Origin of the sequence: Bacteroides difficilis, assembly GCF_048319815.1 — a bacterium.
In the GTDB taxonomy this organism is placed as follows: Bacteria; Bacteroidota; Bacteroidia; order Bacteroidales; family Bacteroidaceae; genus Bacteroides; species Bacteroides zhangwenhongii.
This window is the reverse complement of the sequence record NZ_CP182814.1, coordinates 2,508,289-2,526,695: the sequence shown is the minus strand read 5'-3', so window position 1 is coordinate 2,526,695 and position 18,407 is coordinate 2,508,289. Positions and strand designations below refer to the sequence as shown.

Below are 18,407 nucleotides of genomic sequence, written 5' to 3'. Positions count from 1 at the left end.
CATAATAAAAAGCGAGTATGAAAAAACGAGATTTTTCCCCGTTACGGACAATGTCCTCTATTGGCAGCCGACTGCTTAAGCTCTGCCTGCTTTGGATATTCTCCCTTTCCTCATTAGTTATTCAGGCGCAAGATGCCCAGCGCATCTCAGTCGACTTGAGAGGTGAAACCCTGGAAGCCGCCTTGTGGTATCTGCAGAACAAAACAAAGTTCGTCTTTATGTATGCAGCGAAGGACATAGCCAATGTTTCCGACATCAACGTAGCGGTCAAAAACAAAACAGTAATTGAAATTGTTGAAAAGTGCCTGGAAGGAACTGATCTAACGTTTGAAGTAAAAGGCAACGCCATTGTCATCAAGAAGTTGGAACGCCCCTTAGTGACCGTAAACGGATGGGTGCGCGACTCAGATGGAGAAGCGTTGGTAGGCGCCACCGTCATGATTCGGGGCTCTAAGAAAGGAGCTATCGTAGGTTTTGACGGTCGTTATACATTAAAAGTGCCCGACCAACCGGGACTGGTACTGACCTACTCTTTCATCGGTATGGAAAAGAAGGAAATACGCTACAACGGCAAGAAAACCCTCAACGTTACGCTAACCAGCAATAACACTGAAATAGAAGAGGTGGTAGTGACCGGTTATCAAAACATCAAGCGCCGCGATTTAGTCGGTTCCATTACCACTATCAAAGCAGACGACATCCTCATGCCTTCATTCACCACCATCGACCAGATGTTGCAAGGACGGGTAGCAGGTATGATTGTGACCAATTCCAGTAGCCGTGTAGGTACTGCTCCGAAAATTCAGATTCGCGGTACAAGCACCTTACTAGGTAATACTTCACCACTATGGGTAGTGGATGGTATTATTCAAGAAGACCCATTGGAACTGAACAGCAGCAACCTAATGACGCAAGACTTGGAAACCATCATCGGTAACCAGGTATCTTGGCTGAATCCCGCCGACATTGAGAACATCAGTATTTTGAAAGATGCTTCCGCTACTGCCATCTACGGTTCGAAAGCATCCAACGGTGTTATTGAAATCACAACCAAAAAAAACACGACTGACCGTCTGATGGTGAACTACTCAGCCAACCTCAGTATCGGTTCACGCCCTAACTACGGAATGTTTGACTTAATGAACTCGCAAGAGCGCATTCAACTCAGCCAGGAAGCTTTCAACGCAGGTGTAGCCTATCGCTTTGTTCCGTTCAAACAAATCCACAACTACGAAGGTTTGTTGCGTATGTACCTGGAGCACGACATATCAAACGAAGAATACCAATCCTATCTTCAACAACTAGAAACACGCAATACTGACTGGTTTGACCTGCTTACCCGCCGTTCGTTCAGTCACAACCATAGCGTAAGCATCTCGGGAGGTACACATAAGTACAACTACTCAGTCTCAATGGGCTATAACAATAGCGAAGGTCAGGAAATAGGTAACAACAGTGAACGTTTGACCGGACGCATCTCGCTTACTTTGCGCCCCATACAAAAGCTGACTATTAATGCCAGTATCAACGGAAGTGTGAGCACCAACAAAGGATTTGCCGGAGGTGTAGACCCAATGAGCTATGCTACAAACACCAACCGCGCCATTGCTCCCGATGCATTCTACCAAATACAGGCCGGATATACATACAATGAAAATGTGAAATCACTGTCCTACAACTTCATGAACGAAAGAGACAATAGCGGTGCCAAATCCAAGTCAAGTTATATGTCCGCCGCACTGGATGTACAATGGAAGATACTCGACTGGTTGAGCTACGAATTTACGGGAGGCTATACCGCCAACAATAACAATAGCGAATCGTGGATGGGCGAACGCACCTATTACATTGCGGATACCTATCGTGGATACGACTATAACAGCGTATCGCCTACCAGCCCTGAGTTCAAAGCTGCCATGCTCCCTTTCGGTGGCGAGTTATTCACCAGCAACGCACAACAAAATTCATACAACATTCAGAACAAGCTGCAAATCAGCAAAGCTTTTGATTCGGAGAATCGTCTGAACGCCTTACTGGGTATGGAAATCCGTTCTGCCGATAAGCAAACACTTGGAAATACAGTGTGGGGGTATGTGCCCGAACGTGGGGAAACCATCATACGTCCTACTACACCGGAAGAATTCGAGCCTATCAGCGGAGGGAATATATCCGGTTGGGGTATTTTGAATGATATGTATAGAGGCAGATGGAAAAAGACGGCGCAGACAGACAACTTTATATCTGTGTTTGCCACATTCGCCTACTCCTTCAAGAACCGCTACGTATTGAATGCCAATATTCGTAACGACTGGTCTAACCGTTTCGGTCAAGACACCAAACATCGGTTAGACCCCACCTATTCATTCGGTTTGTCATGGAGAGCGTCTGAAGAAAAATTCATGAAAGAATATCTTCCTTGGATTTCGTCTCTTAACCTGCGCGCCACTTACGGTATACAAGGAAACGCGTTGACACGCGAAAGTCCCGATTTGATTCTGACACAAGGCGGTATAGCCAATGTTTACAACCAATATGAATCAAATATTTCACAGATTCCCAATCCGCTTCTTACATGGGAGCGTACGAAGACATGGAACTTCGGTATCGATTGGGGATTGTTCAACAAGTTCCACATGAACTTAGAATATTATACCCGACGTTCCAACGCCATCATCAGCGTACCTCTTCCTTTTGAATACGGCGTAAGCAGCATGAAGCAAAACGGAGGTATTATCTACAACCGAGGCGTTGAATATACACTCTCATTCAGTCCTATTCAGAAACGGGATTATGCACTGAACATTAGCTTGAATGCATCTAAAAACTGGAATAAGGCAGGCGGTTCACAGCTCGACTTAAAGAAAGTATCCGATCTGAAACAACAATACTTGAGCGGTCGTTCGGACATCATGTTGAAAGAAGGATACCCAATAGGCGCATTCTGGTCATATTCTTTTGCCGGATTAAATCCGGAGAATGGTGAAGCTATGTTTAATTTACTTGACATTCCGGAAGACCAGCGCAACGCAAAGATAGACCCGACCACTTTCTTGGTCTATTCCGGTCAGACAGAACCGTTCTTTACCGGTGGACTCAGTTTGGGGTTCCGTTACAAATCATTGACTTTAAATACCAGTTTTTCTTTGCTGCTAGGCGGAAAGAAACGCTTAACCTCTCCTTATAGCCAGTTTGGAAGTTCCATATATATGCCAGACTCTGAAAATAATCTGAGCAGAGAATTGATCAACAGATGGAAACAGCCCGGAGATGAGGCACACACCATTATCCCATCGCTCCCGTTTGCCGGTGAAATAATAACACTTCCCGACAAAACGACCGCAACCAATAAGATTCCGTTGTGGGAAAAATCAGATGCGATGGTAGTCAACAGCACATTCCTGCGCTGTCGCAACCTTAGTCTTTCTTGGCAAATGAAGCCGGAATGGTGTGAAAAGATTCATGCTAAAAACTTGTCGCTCAGTTTCAATGTAGACAACCTATTTGTCATCGCTGACAAACGTTTCAACGGGTTCGATCCGGAACTGGGCAATAGTGTTATGCCACACACCTATTCACTAGGTCTCAACGTTAGTTTCTAACCAATGATAAAAATAAAATTATGAAAAAAAGGAATATATTATATACGCTAGCCGGAAGCATTCTACTACTGCTGAGCACGGCATCTTGTTCTGATTTTCTGGAGCCTAAGTCTCCCAACGAATATGTCCCCAAAGATGCAAACGCACTTCAAGAACTACTGATAGGCGCTGCTTATCCCACCGCCTACGGGGGAAACAGATTTTTAACTTTTGTAGATTGTTTCAGTGATGATTGGCAATTTCACAAACTGGATGCATCGTTTGCCGACGACGACATTGGACGAGAAACCGCCTTGAGAGCTCTTTTTACCTGGCAACCGGATATGTTTATCACTATGGAAACTCAAGGATATTCATATAACAATATATGGCAGGGATACTATAAATACATATTGGGCACCAATGCCGTGCTCGACTACATTGGTGATGTAAAAGGCACTGACGAGGAAAAAAACTACGTCATCGCTCAGGCATTAGCTTTACGCGGATTCTACTACTTCATGCTGGTCAATCACTTTGGAGCACCCTATAATTATGACAAGGATGCGCTTGGCGTACCTTTAAAACTGGAAAGTAAATTGAATGCAGAAGATGAGGTCTTAATTCCCCGCAACACGGTGGGTGAAGTATACAAGCAGGTACTTGCCGACCTTAACGAGGCGGAACGTTGCTTTCTTACCCTGCCCAAAGCCAAACAATACCAACTGGACTATATGATGAACCTACCTGCCGTCCAATTGCTAAAATCGCGCCTCTTCCTTTATATGGAGAATTGGGCGGAAGCAGCCAAATATGCGAATAAGGTAATTACCGATTGGAACTTCTCTTTATTGGATTTGAACAACCTGCCCGAACCGACCAAGAAAGAGCCGTACTACAATTTCGTATCACCAGATTCGCCTGAAGCAATCTGGTTCTTTGGAAATATCGATGACTTAGCCGGAATCAACGAAAGCGTTGCATTAGAAATAGAAGATCCTTCGGGAAAAAGCGTATACCGCGATGTATTCATTGCATCCGATGAATTGCTTAACTCATTTGAAGAGAACGACCTGCGAAAAGATAATTACATTGTCAAAGAATTCGATAACACTAATACAGAATTCTTAGATAGCTATAGCGTATATGGGAAATTTAAGATAAGTTCTAAAGGTGCCCCACAGAGTGGTGAAAGTTTCGCTCTTGCTCTTCGTCTTTCCGAAGCATATCTCAATTTAGCCGAAGCTTCTGCCCTCAATCAACAAGAAGGAGCAGCTCTCAATGCCATGAAGACATTGCTCGAAAAGCGCTACAAAACGGATACTTACCAGCAACCCGCCAATCTAACCGGAGAGACTTTGGTTAACTTCATCCGCAACGAACGTCGTAAAGAGCTTTGCTTTGAGGGACAACGCTGGTTCGACTTGCGCCGATACGGAATGCCGTCTTTCAGTCGTATGTGGGCAAAAGAAGTATACACATTAAAGAAGAACGACCCTTCCTACACCATGCCTATCCCTGAGGAGGTGCTGAGAGAAAACTCCAGTCTGGAACAGAACCCATTGGCCCCCTCCCGGAAGGATTAATGAAAAGACTTATTTTTTACTCATTAAAAAACAGAACAATGAAAAAGTTATATAAATTAGGAATCCTCTTATCGGCAGTCGGCATATTGGCTTCTTGCTACCAAGAAGACGATCTTACTCCTAGCGAGAATGGAATGATCTTACGATATGAAATGCCGCAAGGAAATAATGCATGGGATGAAGATATTGCCCAAATCTACGAAGAATACGGAGTGTATCTGGTATACAAAGAACTGAAAGACGCCGACTTCAACCGAAGCTGGAGTGGTAGCGGAAGTGTCATCAGTACCTCCTTATATGGAGGTTCGCCTCAGAATGACGAACTGGTAAAAGGTTATGTCAAGTTTATGAAGAGCCACATATTTCCTTACTTAACTCCCACCATTACCAGCAAGACATTACCCCTGTATTGGTATCTATCGTATGGTTGCTACCGGAAAGCCAGCCTTATGGGAATTTTTGAATATTATCAAGCACAGGACTTTTATAACGAAGGACTCGACTTTTGGGCCATGTGCATGACTGGAGACGAGCTTCCTCCTCCCTCTAATCCAGCCATTCCCAACGAAGACTATTTTACCCCTGTTTCCCAACAGGATTATCGCGACTTCAGAGCTAAGATATTGGCACATATCTATGAAGAGGCAGTCAAAAAAGGAAGCCTTCTGATTCCGGAAGCCTTCAATACAGGATTCGACCACACGACCGATATCACCACTGGATATGCAGACGAAGAAGATCCCAATTACTATTTGACAAGAGGTTATATAGGAAAAGTTTATGGAGGCAACGCCGGTGCTATAGCCATTTCCAGAGTTCAGGACGGTCTTCCTCCTACCGTGGAAGAAACTTTTATTGGTTATCTCACCACCAGTCTATGGTACACTAAGGAACAGATAGAAGAAGCTTATCCTACAGAGAAATATCCATTCATCAAAGAGAAGTTCAATTTTGTTCAGCAATACATGAAAGACTCTTACGGTATCGACCTGCACGAAGCAGCTGAAGGTCCTACAGATTGGAACTCTTGCAACTTCCCTGAACCAGAACCAGAACCAGAGCCCGACGATCCGTGGGGTGATTGGGGATGGTAAGGGAGCCTGGACTATACCAATCAATAACAATAAGGAACAAAAAGAAACAAATATGAAGAAGAAATATTACATACTGACATTATTGCTCTTATGTAGCATTAGCACTGTCTGGGGAGAGGGCAGACTAAAAATATCCGGCAAGCTACGTGTCATTAAGCCAACGCAACTTGAGATAAAGGACCTGAAAGGAAAGACGGTTCTTAGTTCCGCCATCGGAAAAGACGGTCTTTTCGAAACGGAAAGTATAGAAATTGTACCCGACGTATACACTCTCTGTATAGGTAAAACGGAACAGAACATCTATCTGGAAAACAACACCGTTGACATCAAAGGATTCTTTGATGAACTACATCCCGAGAAAAGCTCGCTGACATTCACCGGTATCGATGCTTACCTTGCTTTGCAAAACTATATGCCTACCGAAAAAGACCCCGATGAACGTACTATTCCCGTTTCTGCCAAAGGAAACTTGACACCGGGACAAGCAGCCGCTTTGGCCTATATAGCCAACATTAGCGACTATCGCTCCAACAAAATGCTACTTGACCTGATTCCTACCGACAAACGTACTTCGCAATCCGCCCAATGGCTGGTGACCAGAGTAGAAGTGCTGTCCCATCAGGTGATCGGAGCCGAATGTCCGGACTTCACGTTTGTAGACACTACAGGCAAGCAGGTCAGCCTGAAAGACTTCCGTGGTAAAATCGTAGTGTTGGACTTCTGCGCTTCTTGGTGTGGTCCCTGTCGAAAGGAAATGCGCAGTATGCTCACCATCTACAACGACCTGAAAGCCGATGACCTCGAATTTATCAGCGTATCTTTGGACGACAAGGAAACCAACTGGCGTAAAATGGTTGAAGAGGAAAAACTACCCTGGGTAATGCTTTGGGACAACGAAGGATTTCCTAAAGACTCCAAGCCCAACAAAATTCAAGACGCCTACGGATTCTTCTCCATCCCCTTCCTTGTAGTAGTGGACAAGAAAGGAAAACTCGCCGCAAGGAATGTACGGGGCGAACAGGTACGCGAAGCTATCTTAAAGCTCAGAAATTAAAAGAAATAATATTAACTCAAGAAAAATATATTAGAGACATGAAAAAACTTATACTGCCCATCGTCTGCGGACTCTTTTGCGCGTCCACATCAGCACAATTGGTAAAACAACAAACTAGTGACACGCAGGAGCAATCGAAACTAGACTGGTATAATTGTTCGTTCGACAAGGACGGTGTGTATGGAGCGGAAGTAAACAAAGCTTACGACCTACTGAAAGCACACAAGAAAAAAGCCAAAGCAAATCCCATTGTAGCCATTATCGGCACAGGCATGGATGTAGAACATGAGGACGTGAAACACGCTATATGGGTAAATAAGAAAGAAAAAAATAACGGGAAAGACGATGACAAGAACGGATTGGTGGACGACATCAACGGATGGAACTTCATCGGCGGCAAAGATGGACAAGTGATGGAAAGCCTGCTACGCGAAGGCGAACGCGAATTTTACCGCTTGAAAGACCAATACGGAGGCTATATCACCGACGGTACAAAATTCTTCAAAATCATCAATGGTAAACGTCAGGAAGTACCTGCTCCCGCCAACATGAAGGAATATGAGTATTACCGCAACAAAGTGCTCCCTCAATCACGATTGGCAAGTACTTATGGTGGCATACAGCTAGGCTATGTGCTGAACGAATATTTTGATAAATTCGACCGCGAATTGAAACAACGTTTTCCCGGCAAGGAACTGACAGTAGAGGACTTTCAGACTTGCTACGACCCCAAAGCCAAACGGGACACCTTGTCCGAAGTGACGTTTATGATTGCCGCCTACGCTTTTAGCATCTACAAGACGGACAAATGGGAAAAAGTGTATCAAATGATGGGAAGTGGTAATGAAAAACGTTCGCAAGATTCATACAACGATGCTGTGAAGAAATACGGCTTCGACAACCGGAAAGAGATTGTGGGCGACGACCCGAACGACATCACCGACACCCACTACGGCAACAACGTCTTACTGACCTCAGATGCTGCCACCGGCATTATGAAAGCAGGCGTGATAGCCGCCAAGCGTGACAATGGACTAGGGGGAAACGGTATCGCTGACCATGCCAAGATTATGACGCTCCGCGTACATCCGGGCGTAGGTGAGACTTATCTGAAAGATATGGCACTCGCCATCCGCTATGCCGTAGACCACGGTGCCTGCATCATCAACCTGCCTGAGCAAAATAGTCTTTATCCTTCCACCCAAAGAGAATGGGTGGAAGACGCATTGAAATATGCTGAAAAAAAAGGGGTATTGGTGATTGTTCCCGTATGGGATCTGTCGGAAGATTTGGACAAGGAAGAGTACTTCCCCCACCGCAAGATGTGTAAGGAAGGAGAACTGACCAACCTCATGGTAGTGGCTTCATCCGATGAGAAAGGAAACCCGGTGATGAACACCAACTACGGAGCCAACAGTGTAGATCTCTATGCTCCGGGCACAAACCTTTATTCCACCTACATGGGCGACACATACCAGAAAGGATCAGGTGAAACCATGTCCACCGCCACCGTAGCAGGTGTAGCAGCCTTGCTGAAGACCTACTTCCCAAAACTGACCGGCTCACAAATCCGGGACATTCTAATCAAGAGTGTCACTTCACGCAAGGGCGTGGAAGTGGAAAAGGGAATCCGTGTAAATGGTAATCCCTCGCAAGACTTGTTCCTGTTCGATGATCTCTGCATCTCTGGTGGCATTGTCAACGCCTACCAAGCTGTGAAAGAAGCAATGAAAGTAAGCAAATAAACACTTTGTTTGAAAAGATATGAATAGTAAACGGTTCTGGGGAACGGTCATGGCAGCCTGCCTGACCGTCTCCCTCCTAGCACAACAACATAAATCGGTGATTCCCTACAAACTGGTGGGGCAAAAGATGATCATTGAAATGTTAGTGAACGGGCAGCCCCGCCCATTTGTGTTCGACACAGGCGGACGGAACGCACTGACCACCGAAGCCTGTCAAGCATTGGGTTTATCGGTAACCGACTCTATGAAAGTGACGGATGCCAATAATGCGGTAAGCTATTGCAAAACCACACGTATCAAGACTTTGGCAACCCCCGACCGGGTATTCGGATTTACGAATGCGCCTGTCCTCATCCTCGACCGCATTCCCGGATGGGAATGCTTTGAAGCCGACGGTATCATTGGGAGTGACCTTTTAGCACAGACCATCGTTACCATCGACTCCAAAAGCCAAACCATCACCCTCACCACTGCCGAAAAAGCTCCGGCAGTCTCTTTACGGAAGATGCGCCCATTCGTTAAAGACGGCTTCATGCCGCTTATCAGTATGCAAGTGGCCCCGGCAAGCAACTTCACCGCTTTATTCGACACCGGATGCGGCGGCTTGCTCTCGTTGAAGAAAGAAGATTACGAGAAGATGAAAGGGGAAGCAGACTTGAAAGTAACGTCTGAAGGATATGGTGAAGGCAGTATCAGTGTAGCAGGTCAAGCCCCCCGTGCCTCCTCGCTTCGGGTAAAAATCCCCCTGCTCTCGCTGGGAAGCACTAAGTTCCGCAACCTCACTACCACAACCGGAACTCCACCTTACACCCTGCTGGGAGTAAAAGTGCTGGAATACGGTAAAGTGACCATCGACTATCCCCGCCGTCGCTTTTACTTCGAAGCTTATGAAGTGGAAAATAAGATAGACAATCGTACAAACAATTTCGACCTCACGGTAAAAGACGGTGATTTAGTGGTTTCCACAGTATGGAGCAGTGCTAAAGGGAAAGTGGAAGTGGGCGACAAGGTAATCAAAATCAACGGAAAACCGATAGGCAAATACGATTTCTGCGAAAGTATTATCAACGGCATTCCTGAACTGAAAAACAAGAAACGAGTAAATCTGACCATCCGAACCGACAATGGAGAAAAGGAAATTGCTTATGAGAAAGAATAAAACAGGTCGTATGACGTGGCAAACGCTGACCATCGCCTTGATTCTCCTGCTTACAAAAGGAGTATCTACAATGGCACAGATCAGCAATAAGGTGTGCGATACTATCCCGTATGAGTTTGTCCACAACAAAATCATCATCCCCGTCACTGTCAACGGCATGCAGGTGAAGTACATTGTTGACACGGGCGGAATAACGGGAACTATGTGGGAAACCGCTGTGAAGATGAAAGCTACCGCTGCAGGATACACTCGTGTATCCGATGTAAACACCCAATCATCCGGCTATCAGGAAGCATACATCACTAACTTCAGTATCGGTAAAGGATACAAGGTGCCGAAACTGAAAACAATGGTACTGCCTGCCAACCCGTTCTTTACCGGTCTAGGCGTGGTGGGTATCTTAGGTGGTGACGCTTTTGCACAATCAGTTATCACATTCGACTCACGCTCACAAATCATGGTCATCAATTACCCTTATCGTCCGGAACGGCTGAAAGTAACGGACGGCGTTCCCCTACTTGACCAAGACAAGCAACGGTGTAATGTCAATATACAAATGGGAGACGCAACACAGGAGGTGCTGTTTGATACGGGAGCTGACGGCTTTCTGCTCTACTCCACTCACGATTATCAACAATCGGGAGCTGCCGCCCATGCGAAGACTGTGACACACGGGTTCGGTATCGTATCGGCAGGCATCAACGGATTAGGCAAACCTGTCGACCTCTACAAGGTAGTGGTTCCCTCGCTCCGTTTTCTGGGTAAAGAATTCACCAACGTAGGCTGCACCACCACAGTAATGAACGGTACCATCATCGGAGTGGATATGTTAAAGTATGGCAAAGTCATCGTGGACTATATGCGCAAACGGTTCTACTTCCTACCGTTTGATAAGGGACCTACCGACATGGGAGGCGCACCCTCGCTTTGGAACGTCAGTGTACTACCTCTCAACAAACGTTTTGAGATTACCACCGTATGGGACAGCATGAAAGACCAAGTAAAGATAGGCGACGTTGTGACCCACATCAACGGGATATCACTGAAAGATTGCGAAATGAGCCAGATGGCAGTGGAAGCTATCATGAATGCCATTCCCGGAGATACGAGCTACATCCTCGTGAATCGGGACGGAAAAGAAGTGAAAATAGAAATAAAAAAAGAGAAACAACCAATCAAGAAATAAAAAATATGAAAACCATTTATACACGCGTGCTGGTCTGCCTAATGGCATTATCTGCCGCCATCAACATAAAGGCGCAGACATTGAACAGCATGACGGAAGTTATTCCGTTTAAAATGACCGACGGAAAAATTATCATAGCCGCTACCGTAAACGGTGAGCCTGCCGATTTCGTACTCGATCTCGCCGGGCACACTGCCCTCCTCCCCGAAGCGGTGAAGAAACTACGCATCGATACAAGTAAACCCGGCTCTTTCAGTGCATATCAAGACTTCCAGTTCAAGAAAGTAGCCACCGGAGAAATTTATAACATCGGCACACTGACGATAGGCAACAACATCTTTGCCAACGACCTGCCCGCTTTCATCCTAAAAGACGAACCTTACCTGCGCAAGCTTGGTGTGATGGGTGTTATCAACTGCTCCGCTTTCCGGTCGTCAGTACTTACCATCGACACCCAACGAAAGAAAATCACGCTGACGCAACCCTACCGCCCCTCGTACATGAAGCTGAACTATCGTGCCGGATTCAACTTGATACAGGGTTTGGGCAATGTCTGTCCCCTCCTTATTCAAGGAAAAGAGGTGAACCTCGTGCTTGACACTTGGAGCGAGGGTTTGGTAAATCTCACCGAAAAGGACTTCGCCGCATGGAGTACCACCTATCCCAAAGGCACATTGCAGAAAGTATCCAACGGCTACAAGGAAACCGCAACCGATGAAGAGAGCCTGATACTCCCGGAAACTATGTTTGTAAAGACTAAAATAACAGAAGCTACGGCTGTTAAGAATCCGTCACTGAAACGTTCTACACTGGGAAAGGAGATATTGAACTACGGTATCATCTCGCTGGACTACGGTCACCAAAAGGTATATTTCCAGCCGTTCGATCTAGCTCCTATCCCGGAAAATGAATCGAAAGTGATAGAAATAAAAGTAGAAGACGGCAAGCTGACTCCCATCACCCGTCAGTTCTTCATCGACCACATCTTCGACTTCCGTAAAGGTGGAGAATTCGTGAGCAAAAGCGACAAACCTATAGTTATCGATTTCTGGGCCACCTGGTGCGGTCCATGTATGCGCCTGCTTCCGCAAATGGAAAAAATGGCGGAGCAATACAAAGGGAAAGTGATGTTCTACAAAGTGAATGCAGACAAAGAAAAGGATTTATGCAATCACTTCGGTGTACAGGCATTGCCTACCTTATTCTTCATACCTGCAGGCGGCAAACCGATTATTGAAGTCGGAGCTACTCCGGAGAAGTACGTACAAATCATCGAAGAACAACTACTGAAATAGAAAGATAAAATAATTGCAAGTACTTTTAGTACGAATACTTCATAATGACTGCCCCCTAAAAGTTTTTTATTCAACTTTTAGGGGGCAGTTCAAATATGTTTTAAGTTCCGTCTTTTCCTCTAATACAACAAACTATCAAATCTTTCCTATCGAAGAAAGATAACGTTCCGCCTCAATAGCAGCCTTACAGCCACTTCCCGCAGCAGTAATAGCTTGGCGGTAATGCGGATCGGCAACATCTCCTGCAGCAAATACTCCCGGCACTTTCGTACGTGGGCTATCTCCATCCGTAATAATGTAACCTACTTCATCCGTATCGATATAGTCTTTGAATATATCCGAGTTCGGTTTATGACCGATAGCCAGGAAGAAACCGTCGATAGGCAGGCTGTAACGTTCTTCATCAGGTTCGCCCCAACGTTTTACAAGGTTCACCCCTTCTACTCCATTATCACCATATAGACCAACAGCGTTGTGTTCAAAAAGCACTTCAATCTTCTCGTGATTCATCACACGCTCCTGCATAATCTTTGATGCACGCAGGAAAGGTTTGCGGACAATCAGATATACTTTAGATGCCAGACCGGCAAGATAAACAGCCTCTTCACAAGCTGTATCACCACCGCCGACAACAGCCACGACTTTCTTACGATAGAAGAAACCGTCACAAGTGGCACAAGCGCTGACCCCCATTCCTGCATATTTCTTTTCATCCTCCAATCCCAGGTATTTAGCAGTAGCTCCGGTAGCGATAATCAATGCTTCCGTTTCTATTTCTTTCTCACCGTCAATCGTAATCTTATAAGGCGCTTTGCTTAAGTCTGCCGCAGTCGCAATGCCAAAACGGACATCGGCTCCAAAACGGCTGGCCTGAGCACGTAGATCTTCCATCAATTGCGGACCGCTGATTCCTTCCGGATAACCGGGAAAGTTCTCTACGTCCGTAGTCGTTGTCAACTGACCGCCGGGTTGCAACCCTTCATAAAGCACCGGACATAAGTTTGCACGTCCTGCATAAATCGCTGCCGTGTATCCGGCAGGTCCTGAACCAATAATCAGGCATTTAACTTTTTCTATTTCTGCCATTTTATTATACCTTTATCGTTTTATTTAATCAAAAACATTTTATCTCAAATCTATAATTTCCGCACTCGGATATTGCTTTCTGTCAAAAGTGAAAAGAGTATCCGCATACTTCTGTCCGGTCTGATAACTCGTAACGGTAATCGCGTTACGTGTCGGATGCGCACGTTGTTGAAGCAATATATATAAAGGTTCGTATCCCTCTTTCGTCACATAAAGAGTTATGCGTTCCAAATCCTGCGCCTTGTCTTTAGCCGTCAACACCACTTCCCAAATGGCTTTGCCATGAAAAGTTTTCATTGTTCCCAGCTTATAAGAGAATCCCTTCTGATACATATAAAGAAATGTATAAGGATTGATCTGCTGCAACTCTTCCTGAGTCGGGTTGCTAACATTCACTTCATCATTCTTCGCTACATAACTCCACTGCGTCTTCCCATCAAACCAGGTTACAATATCGGTTGTTTTCAATACGAATTTCTCTCCTTTCAATTGGATCGTTCCATGCTCGACACCTTCTATCAGACCATCCGTTATAACCTTTACCGTAAAATCAGCCTTCACTCCTCCTGCTTTCCGAAAAGCCTCAGCAGTTTTATCCAGAATACTCTTAGCCTGCGACTGCTGTTGTTGAGCAATCACAGGCAATGACAGTAAAGCTATTAAAACACTAAAAATGTACTTTTTCATTTGATTAATAAACGAACTGTTACTGCAAATTGTTCAAACGCATTTCAAGGTCATTATCATCAATACACAAGACGTCACGCGCCTTGCTGCCTTGCGTAGGGCCCACGATACCTGCTTTCTCCAACTGATCCATAATACGTCCTGCACGATTGTATCCGATAGCAAATTTACGTTGAATTAACGAAGTAGAACCTTGCTGATGAATAACGACTAATCGGGCGGCATCTTCAAACAAAGGATCAAGACGCCCCATATCAATATCCCCTACCTCATTACCACCATCCTCACTCACATATTCAGGCAAAAAGAACGGAGTAGGATAACCTTGCTGACGAGCAATGAACTTCGTTATTTCTTCCACTTCCGGCGTATCAATAAAAGCGCACTGCACACGCACCGGATCAGCTCCCTGTAAGAAAAGCATATCTCCCTTACCAATCAACCGGTTCGCACCCGGACGGTCAAGGATAGTACGTGAGTCCATCATAGCAGATACACGGAAAGCGATACGTGCCGGGAAATTGGCCTTAATCGTACCCGTAATAATATTCGTAGTCGGACGCTGTGTAGCGATAATCATGTGAATGCCGACAGCACGTGCCAACTGTGCGATTCGCGCAATCGGAAGTTCCACTTCCTTACCTGCCGTCATGATCAAATCACCGAACTCGTCAATCACAACTACGATATACGGCATAAACTTATGTCCCTTTTCCGGATTCAGGCGGCGATTGATAAACTTCTCATTATACTCTCTGATATTACGCACATGAGCCATCTTCAGAAGGTCGTAACGAGTATCCATTTCCACACAAACCGAATTCAAAGTTTGTACCACTTTAGTTACATCCGTAATAATCGGTTCACCTCCATCCGGAAGTTTAGCCAGAAAATGATTCTCAATTACCGAGTAGATACTAAATTCCACTTTCTTCGGATCGACCAGCACAAACTTCAGTTCAGCAGGATGTTTCTTATATAATAAGGAGGTGATAATCGCATTCAGCCCCACAGACTTACCCTGACCTGTCGCACCTGCCACCAACACGTGCGGCATTTTACAAAGGTCGAACATAAAGACTTCATTCGTAATAGTCTTACCCAATACGATAGGCAAATCATATTTAGACTCCTGAAACTTCTTACTTCCGATCACACTTTGACCGGAAACAATTTTCGGATTCTTGTTCGGCACTTCAATACCGATAGTTCCCTTACCCGGTATCGGAGCAATAATACGAATACCATCGGCAGATAGGCTCAATGCAATGTCATCTTCCAATCCGCGAATCTTTGAGATACGAACTCCCTGTTCCGGAGTAATCTCGTACAGCGTCACCGTAGGACCAACCGTCGCTTTAATGGTGCTGATCTCAATTCCGAAACTACGTAATGTATTGATAATACGATCTTTATTCGCATTCTGTTCGTCCATATCAATCGTAGGATCATCATTCTCAAAATGTTTCATCAAGTCGATCGTAGGAAAGCGATAGTTTTCCAAATCCTTAGTCGGGTTGTAAGGTTCCAGTTCAGGGCCCTGATATTCCTCTTCTGCAACTGCCGGTTCCACTTCAAATCCGGGTTCTTCTTCATCTTCGGTATCCTTAGGTATCGACGGAACCGAATCAGAAACAGTCGGTTCAAATACCATCGTAACTCCTTCACTCTCATCTGCCGCAGAAGAAGGCTCATCCGGTTCAGCGTGCTCTGTTGGAAACTCTTCCTCTTCTTCGGACTGAACATCCACCACAGCCGGAGGAGGAGTCTGCTTATAAGTCCGTTTCAGATTGAATTCTACTTCCTGAGGTTGAGAAGTAGTAAATTCCGGATTATCTTCGCCTGCCGGAATCGTCTCAACTTCTTCTTTCTTTTTACGTTTCAGGAAACTCAAAGCAAAAAGTTTACGCAACCAGATAATCGTGCGCGCACTGATATATATAAAGAAGCAGATAGCCGTTATCAACAGAATCATCCACACGCCGGGCACACCTACCTGGGAAATCAGCCAACGGCTGACATTGTATCCGTGCATTCCCCCCAGATAGATGAAGGAATCCTGATAATGCTCCATAAAAGCAAATCCAAAGAAAACGGAGAACCAGACCAGCAACAAGGTACATCCGATAAACCATTTCCACAGTCGTACGACACGTACACGCATCAACTTCAATCCCGCCACAGCCAAAAAGACAAGGATAAAGAAAGAAGAGATTCCAAAACAGTCGTTGATCAGATAACTTGCCAACTGCGCTCCGCGTGAACCAGCATAGTTCTTCACATGATTATCAACGACCGACAAATCTGCCGGATTTCCACTGTCGATAATACTCTGGTCGGCCGCTCCCGTAAAGAAGAAAGAGGAAAAAGCCAAAAGTAAATAAACAGAAAAGATTACCAACATCAGTCCAATCACAAAATGGACAGTCTCATTCTTGAATATTGCAATAATTTTGCTAGGGGAAGAGGGAGTACGTTCCGTCTCCTTATCTAATTTCTTCTTTGCCATGAGTCTTTTTATTCTTTTTATAAAACTGGGATCATAATCTAAGCTGCAAAAATAATAAAAAAATAACGAGCACTACGCTCATTCAATCCTTTTTCTTACCTTTGCGTTTCAAATCAATGCTGATTATGGAAAAAGAAAGCCAAACGATATTTGATAAGAATGTAATTGAGTTCGTAACGGTAGCCGCCGAATTTTGCGCATTCCTCGAACGTGCCGAACGCATGAAGCGTAGCGATTTCGTTGACACATCCCTTAAAATACTTCCCCTACTCTATCTCAAGGCATCTATGCTCCCCAAATGTGAGACTATCGGAGAGGAAGTGCTCGAAACGTATGTAACGGAGGAAATCTATGAGATTCTACGTATCAACCTTGCGGAATTGATGGGTGACAAGGATGATTATCTGGATGTATTCGTACAAGACATGGTTTATAGCGACCAGCCGATCAAGAAGTCCATTTCGGAAGATCTGGCGGATATCTATCAGGATATCAAAGACTTTATCTTTGTTTTCCAATTGGGGTTGAACGAAACGATGAACGATTCATTGGCTGTCTGCCAGGAAAACTTCGGAATGTTATGGGGACAGAAACTGGTCAACACGTTACGCGCATTGCACGACGTAAAGTACAGCCAACAGGACGAAGAGGACAATGAAGAAGGATTTTACGAACCAAGTGACGACGGTAACTGTTGCGAAGACGATGAGTGCCATTGCCACGATGACGATTGCCACTGCCACGAGAACGGCTGTCATTGTCACCACGATGAATAAATAAAAATGATTGTAAGAAGAACTATAAATAAAGATGAAGTAAAGGAGCTCCCGAAAACGGTTTTTCCGGGACGGATTTATGTCATCCAATCAGAAACGGAAACGGAAAAAGCAGTGGCTTATCTGCAATCCCGGTCTGTGGTAGGTATTGACAGCGAAACACGCCCTTCCTTTACAAAGGGGCAATCACATAAAGTGGCACTCCTTCAGATTTCATCGGAAGAATGTTGTTTCCTGTTTCGCCTCAACATGACCGGACTGACCCGGCCGTTAGTCGATTTGTTAGAGAATCCGGACGTGATAAAAGTCGGTCTCTCACTAAAGGATGACTTTATGATGTTGCACAAACGTGCTCCTTTCAACCAGCAAAATTGCATCGAATTGCAGGATTACGTACGCCAGTTCGGCATCCAGGATAAAAGTCTGCAAAAGATTTATGCAATCCTGTTTAAGGAGAAGATTTCCAAGTCACAACGCTTGTCTAATTGGGAAGCCGATGTGCTGAGCGACGGCCAAAAGCAATATGCCGCTACCGACGCATGGGCCTGCCTCAACATATACAACTTATTGCAGGAACTGAAGCAAACGGGCAATTATGAAATTGCTCCCGAAGAGAAGAAAGAAGAACATTTAATTGAATCAGATAAATAAA

13 protein-coding genes are annotated in these 18,407 nt (G+C 45.0%); 10 read left to right on the top strand and 3 right to left on the bottom strand.

The window, feature by feature from the left end:
- The first annotated feature begins 17 nt into the window (after positions 1-17).
- From ACNOGP_RS09275 to ACNOGP_RS09240, 8 genes are read left to right on the top strand one after another with little or no spacing between them, the layout of a single operon-like run.
- The gene (locus ACNOGP_RS09275; protein WP_418214624.1) at positions 18-3,599 is read left to right on the top strand and encodes a SusC/RagA family TonB-linked outer membrane protein; all 3,582 of its coding nucleotides are present in this window, start codon (positions 18-20) and stop codon (positions 3,597-3,599) included.
- A 20-nt stretch (positions 3,600-3,619) separates the two neighbouring features.
- Positions 3,620-5,164: a RagB/SusD family nutrient uptake outer membrane protein gene (locus ACNOGP_RS09270; RefSeq protein ID WP_418214623.1), complete on the top strand. Its 1,545-nt coding sequence runs from the start codon at positions 3,620-3,622 to the stop codon at positions 5,162-5,164.
- 38 nt (positions 5,165-5,202) lie between these two features.
- Positions 5,203-6,258: a hypothetical protein gene (locus ACNOGP_RS09265; protein ID WP_418214622.1), complete on the top strand. Its 1,056-nt coding sequence runs from the start codon at positions 5,203-5,205 to the stop codon at positions 6,256-6,258.
- Positions 6,259-6,310: 52 nt separating this feature from the next.
- The gene (locus tag ACNOGP_RS09260; protein ID WP_418214621.1) at positions 6,311-7,312 is read left to right on the top strand and encodes a peroxiredoxin family protein; all 1,002 of its coding nucleotides are present in this window, start codon (positions 6,311-6,313) and stop codon (positions 7,310-7,312) included.
- Positions 7,313-7,350: 38 nt separating this feature from the next.
- Positions 7,351-9,057 carry a S8 family serine peptidase gene (locus ACNOGP_RS09255; RefSeq protein WP_418214620.1) on the top strand — a complete coding sequence of 569 codons (1,707 nt, stop codon included), beginning with the start codon at positions 7,351-7,353 and terminating at the stop codon, positions 9,055-9,057.
- Positions 9,058-9,076: 19 nt separating this feature from the next.
- On the top strand, positions 9,077-10,216 hold the full coding sequence (locus ACNOGP_RS09250) for an aspartyl protease family protein (RefSeq protein ID WP_418214619.1): 1,140 nt from the start codon (positions 9,077-9,079) through the stop codon (positions 10,214-10,216).
- On the top strand, positions 10,203-11,402 hold the full coding sequence (locus tag ACNOGP_RS09245) for a hypothetical protein (RefSeq protein ID WP_186966857.1): 1,200 nt from the start codon (positions 10,203-10,205) through the stop codon (positions 11,400-11,402). The genes ACNOGP_RS09250 and ACNOGP_RS09245 overlap by 14 nt, the downstream gene beginning before the upstream one ends.
- Positions 11,403-11,407: 5 nt before the next feature.
- A complete protein-coding gene (locus tag ACNOGP_RS09240; protein ID WP_272720012.1) occupies positions 11,408-12,697 on the top strand; it encodes a thioredoxin domain-containing protein in 1,290 nt (429 codons plus the stop codon).
- Between the two features lie 135 nt (positions 12,698-12,832).
- Here ACNOGP_RS09240 and trxB read toward each other — a convergent pair whose 3' ends face one another.
- The 3 genes from trxB to ACNOGP_RS09225 are packed head-to-tail and all read right to left on the bottom strand — an operon-like array spanning position 12,833 to position 16,979.
- Positions 12,833-13,783: a thioredoxin-disulfide reductase gene (gene trxB, locus ACNOGP_RS09235; RefSeq protein WP_143865421.1), complete on the bottom strand. Its 951-nt coding sequence runs from the start codon at positions 13,781-13,783 to the stop codon at positions 12,833-12,835.
- Between the two features lie 39 nt (positions 13,784-13,822).
- Complete coding sequence (locus tag ACNOGP_RS09230; RefSeq protein ID WP_418214618.1) at positions 13,823-14,470, bottom strand: LolA-like putative outer membrane lipoprotein chaperone; 648 nt, start codon at positions 14,468-14,470, stop codon at positions 13,823-13,825.
- A gap of 19 nt (positions 14,471-14,489) precedes the next feature.
- The gene (locus ACNOGP_RS09225) at positions 14,490-16,979 is read right to left on the bottom strand and encodes a DNA translocase FtsK (protein WP_418214617.1); all 2,490 of its coding nucleotides are present in this window, start codon (positions 16,977-16,979) and stop codon (positions 14,490-14,492) included.
- A 125-nt stretch (positions 16,980-17,104) separates the two neighbouring features.
- Here ACNOGP_RS09225 and ACNOGP_RS09220 point away from each other — a divergent pair, with 125 nt between their 5' ends.
- Positions 17,105-17,755 carry a DUF5063 domain-containing protein gene (locus ACNOGP_RS09220; protein ID WP_007765165.1) on the top strand — a complete coding sequence of 217 codons (651 nt, stop codon included), beginning with the start codon at positions 17,105-17,107 and terminating at the stop codon, positions 17,753-17,755.
- A 6-nt stretch (positions 17,756-17,761) separates the two neighbouring features.
- Positions 17,762-18,406: a 3'-5' exonuclease gene (locus ACNOGP_RS09215; protein WP_418214616.1), complete on the top strand. Its 645-nt coding sequence runs from the start codon at positions 17,762-17,764 to the stop codon at positions 18,404-18,406.
- Position 18,407: the final 1 nt, after the last annotated feature.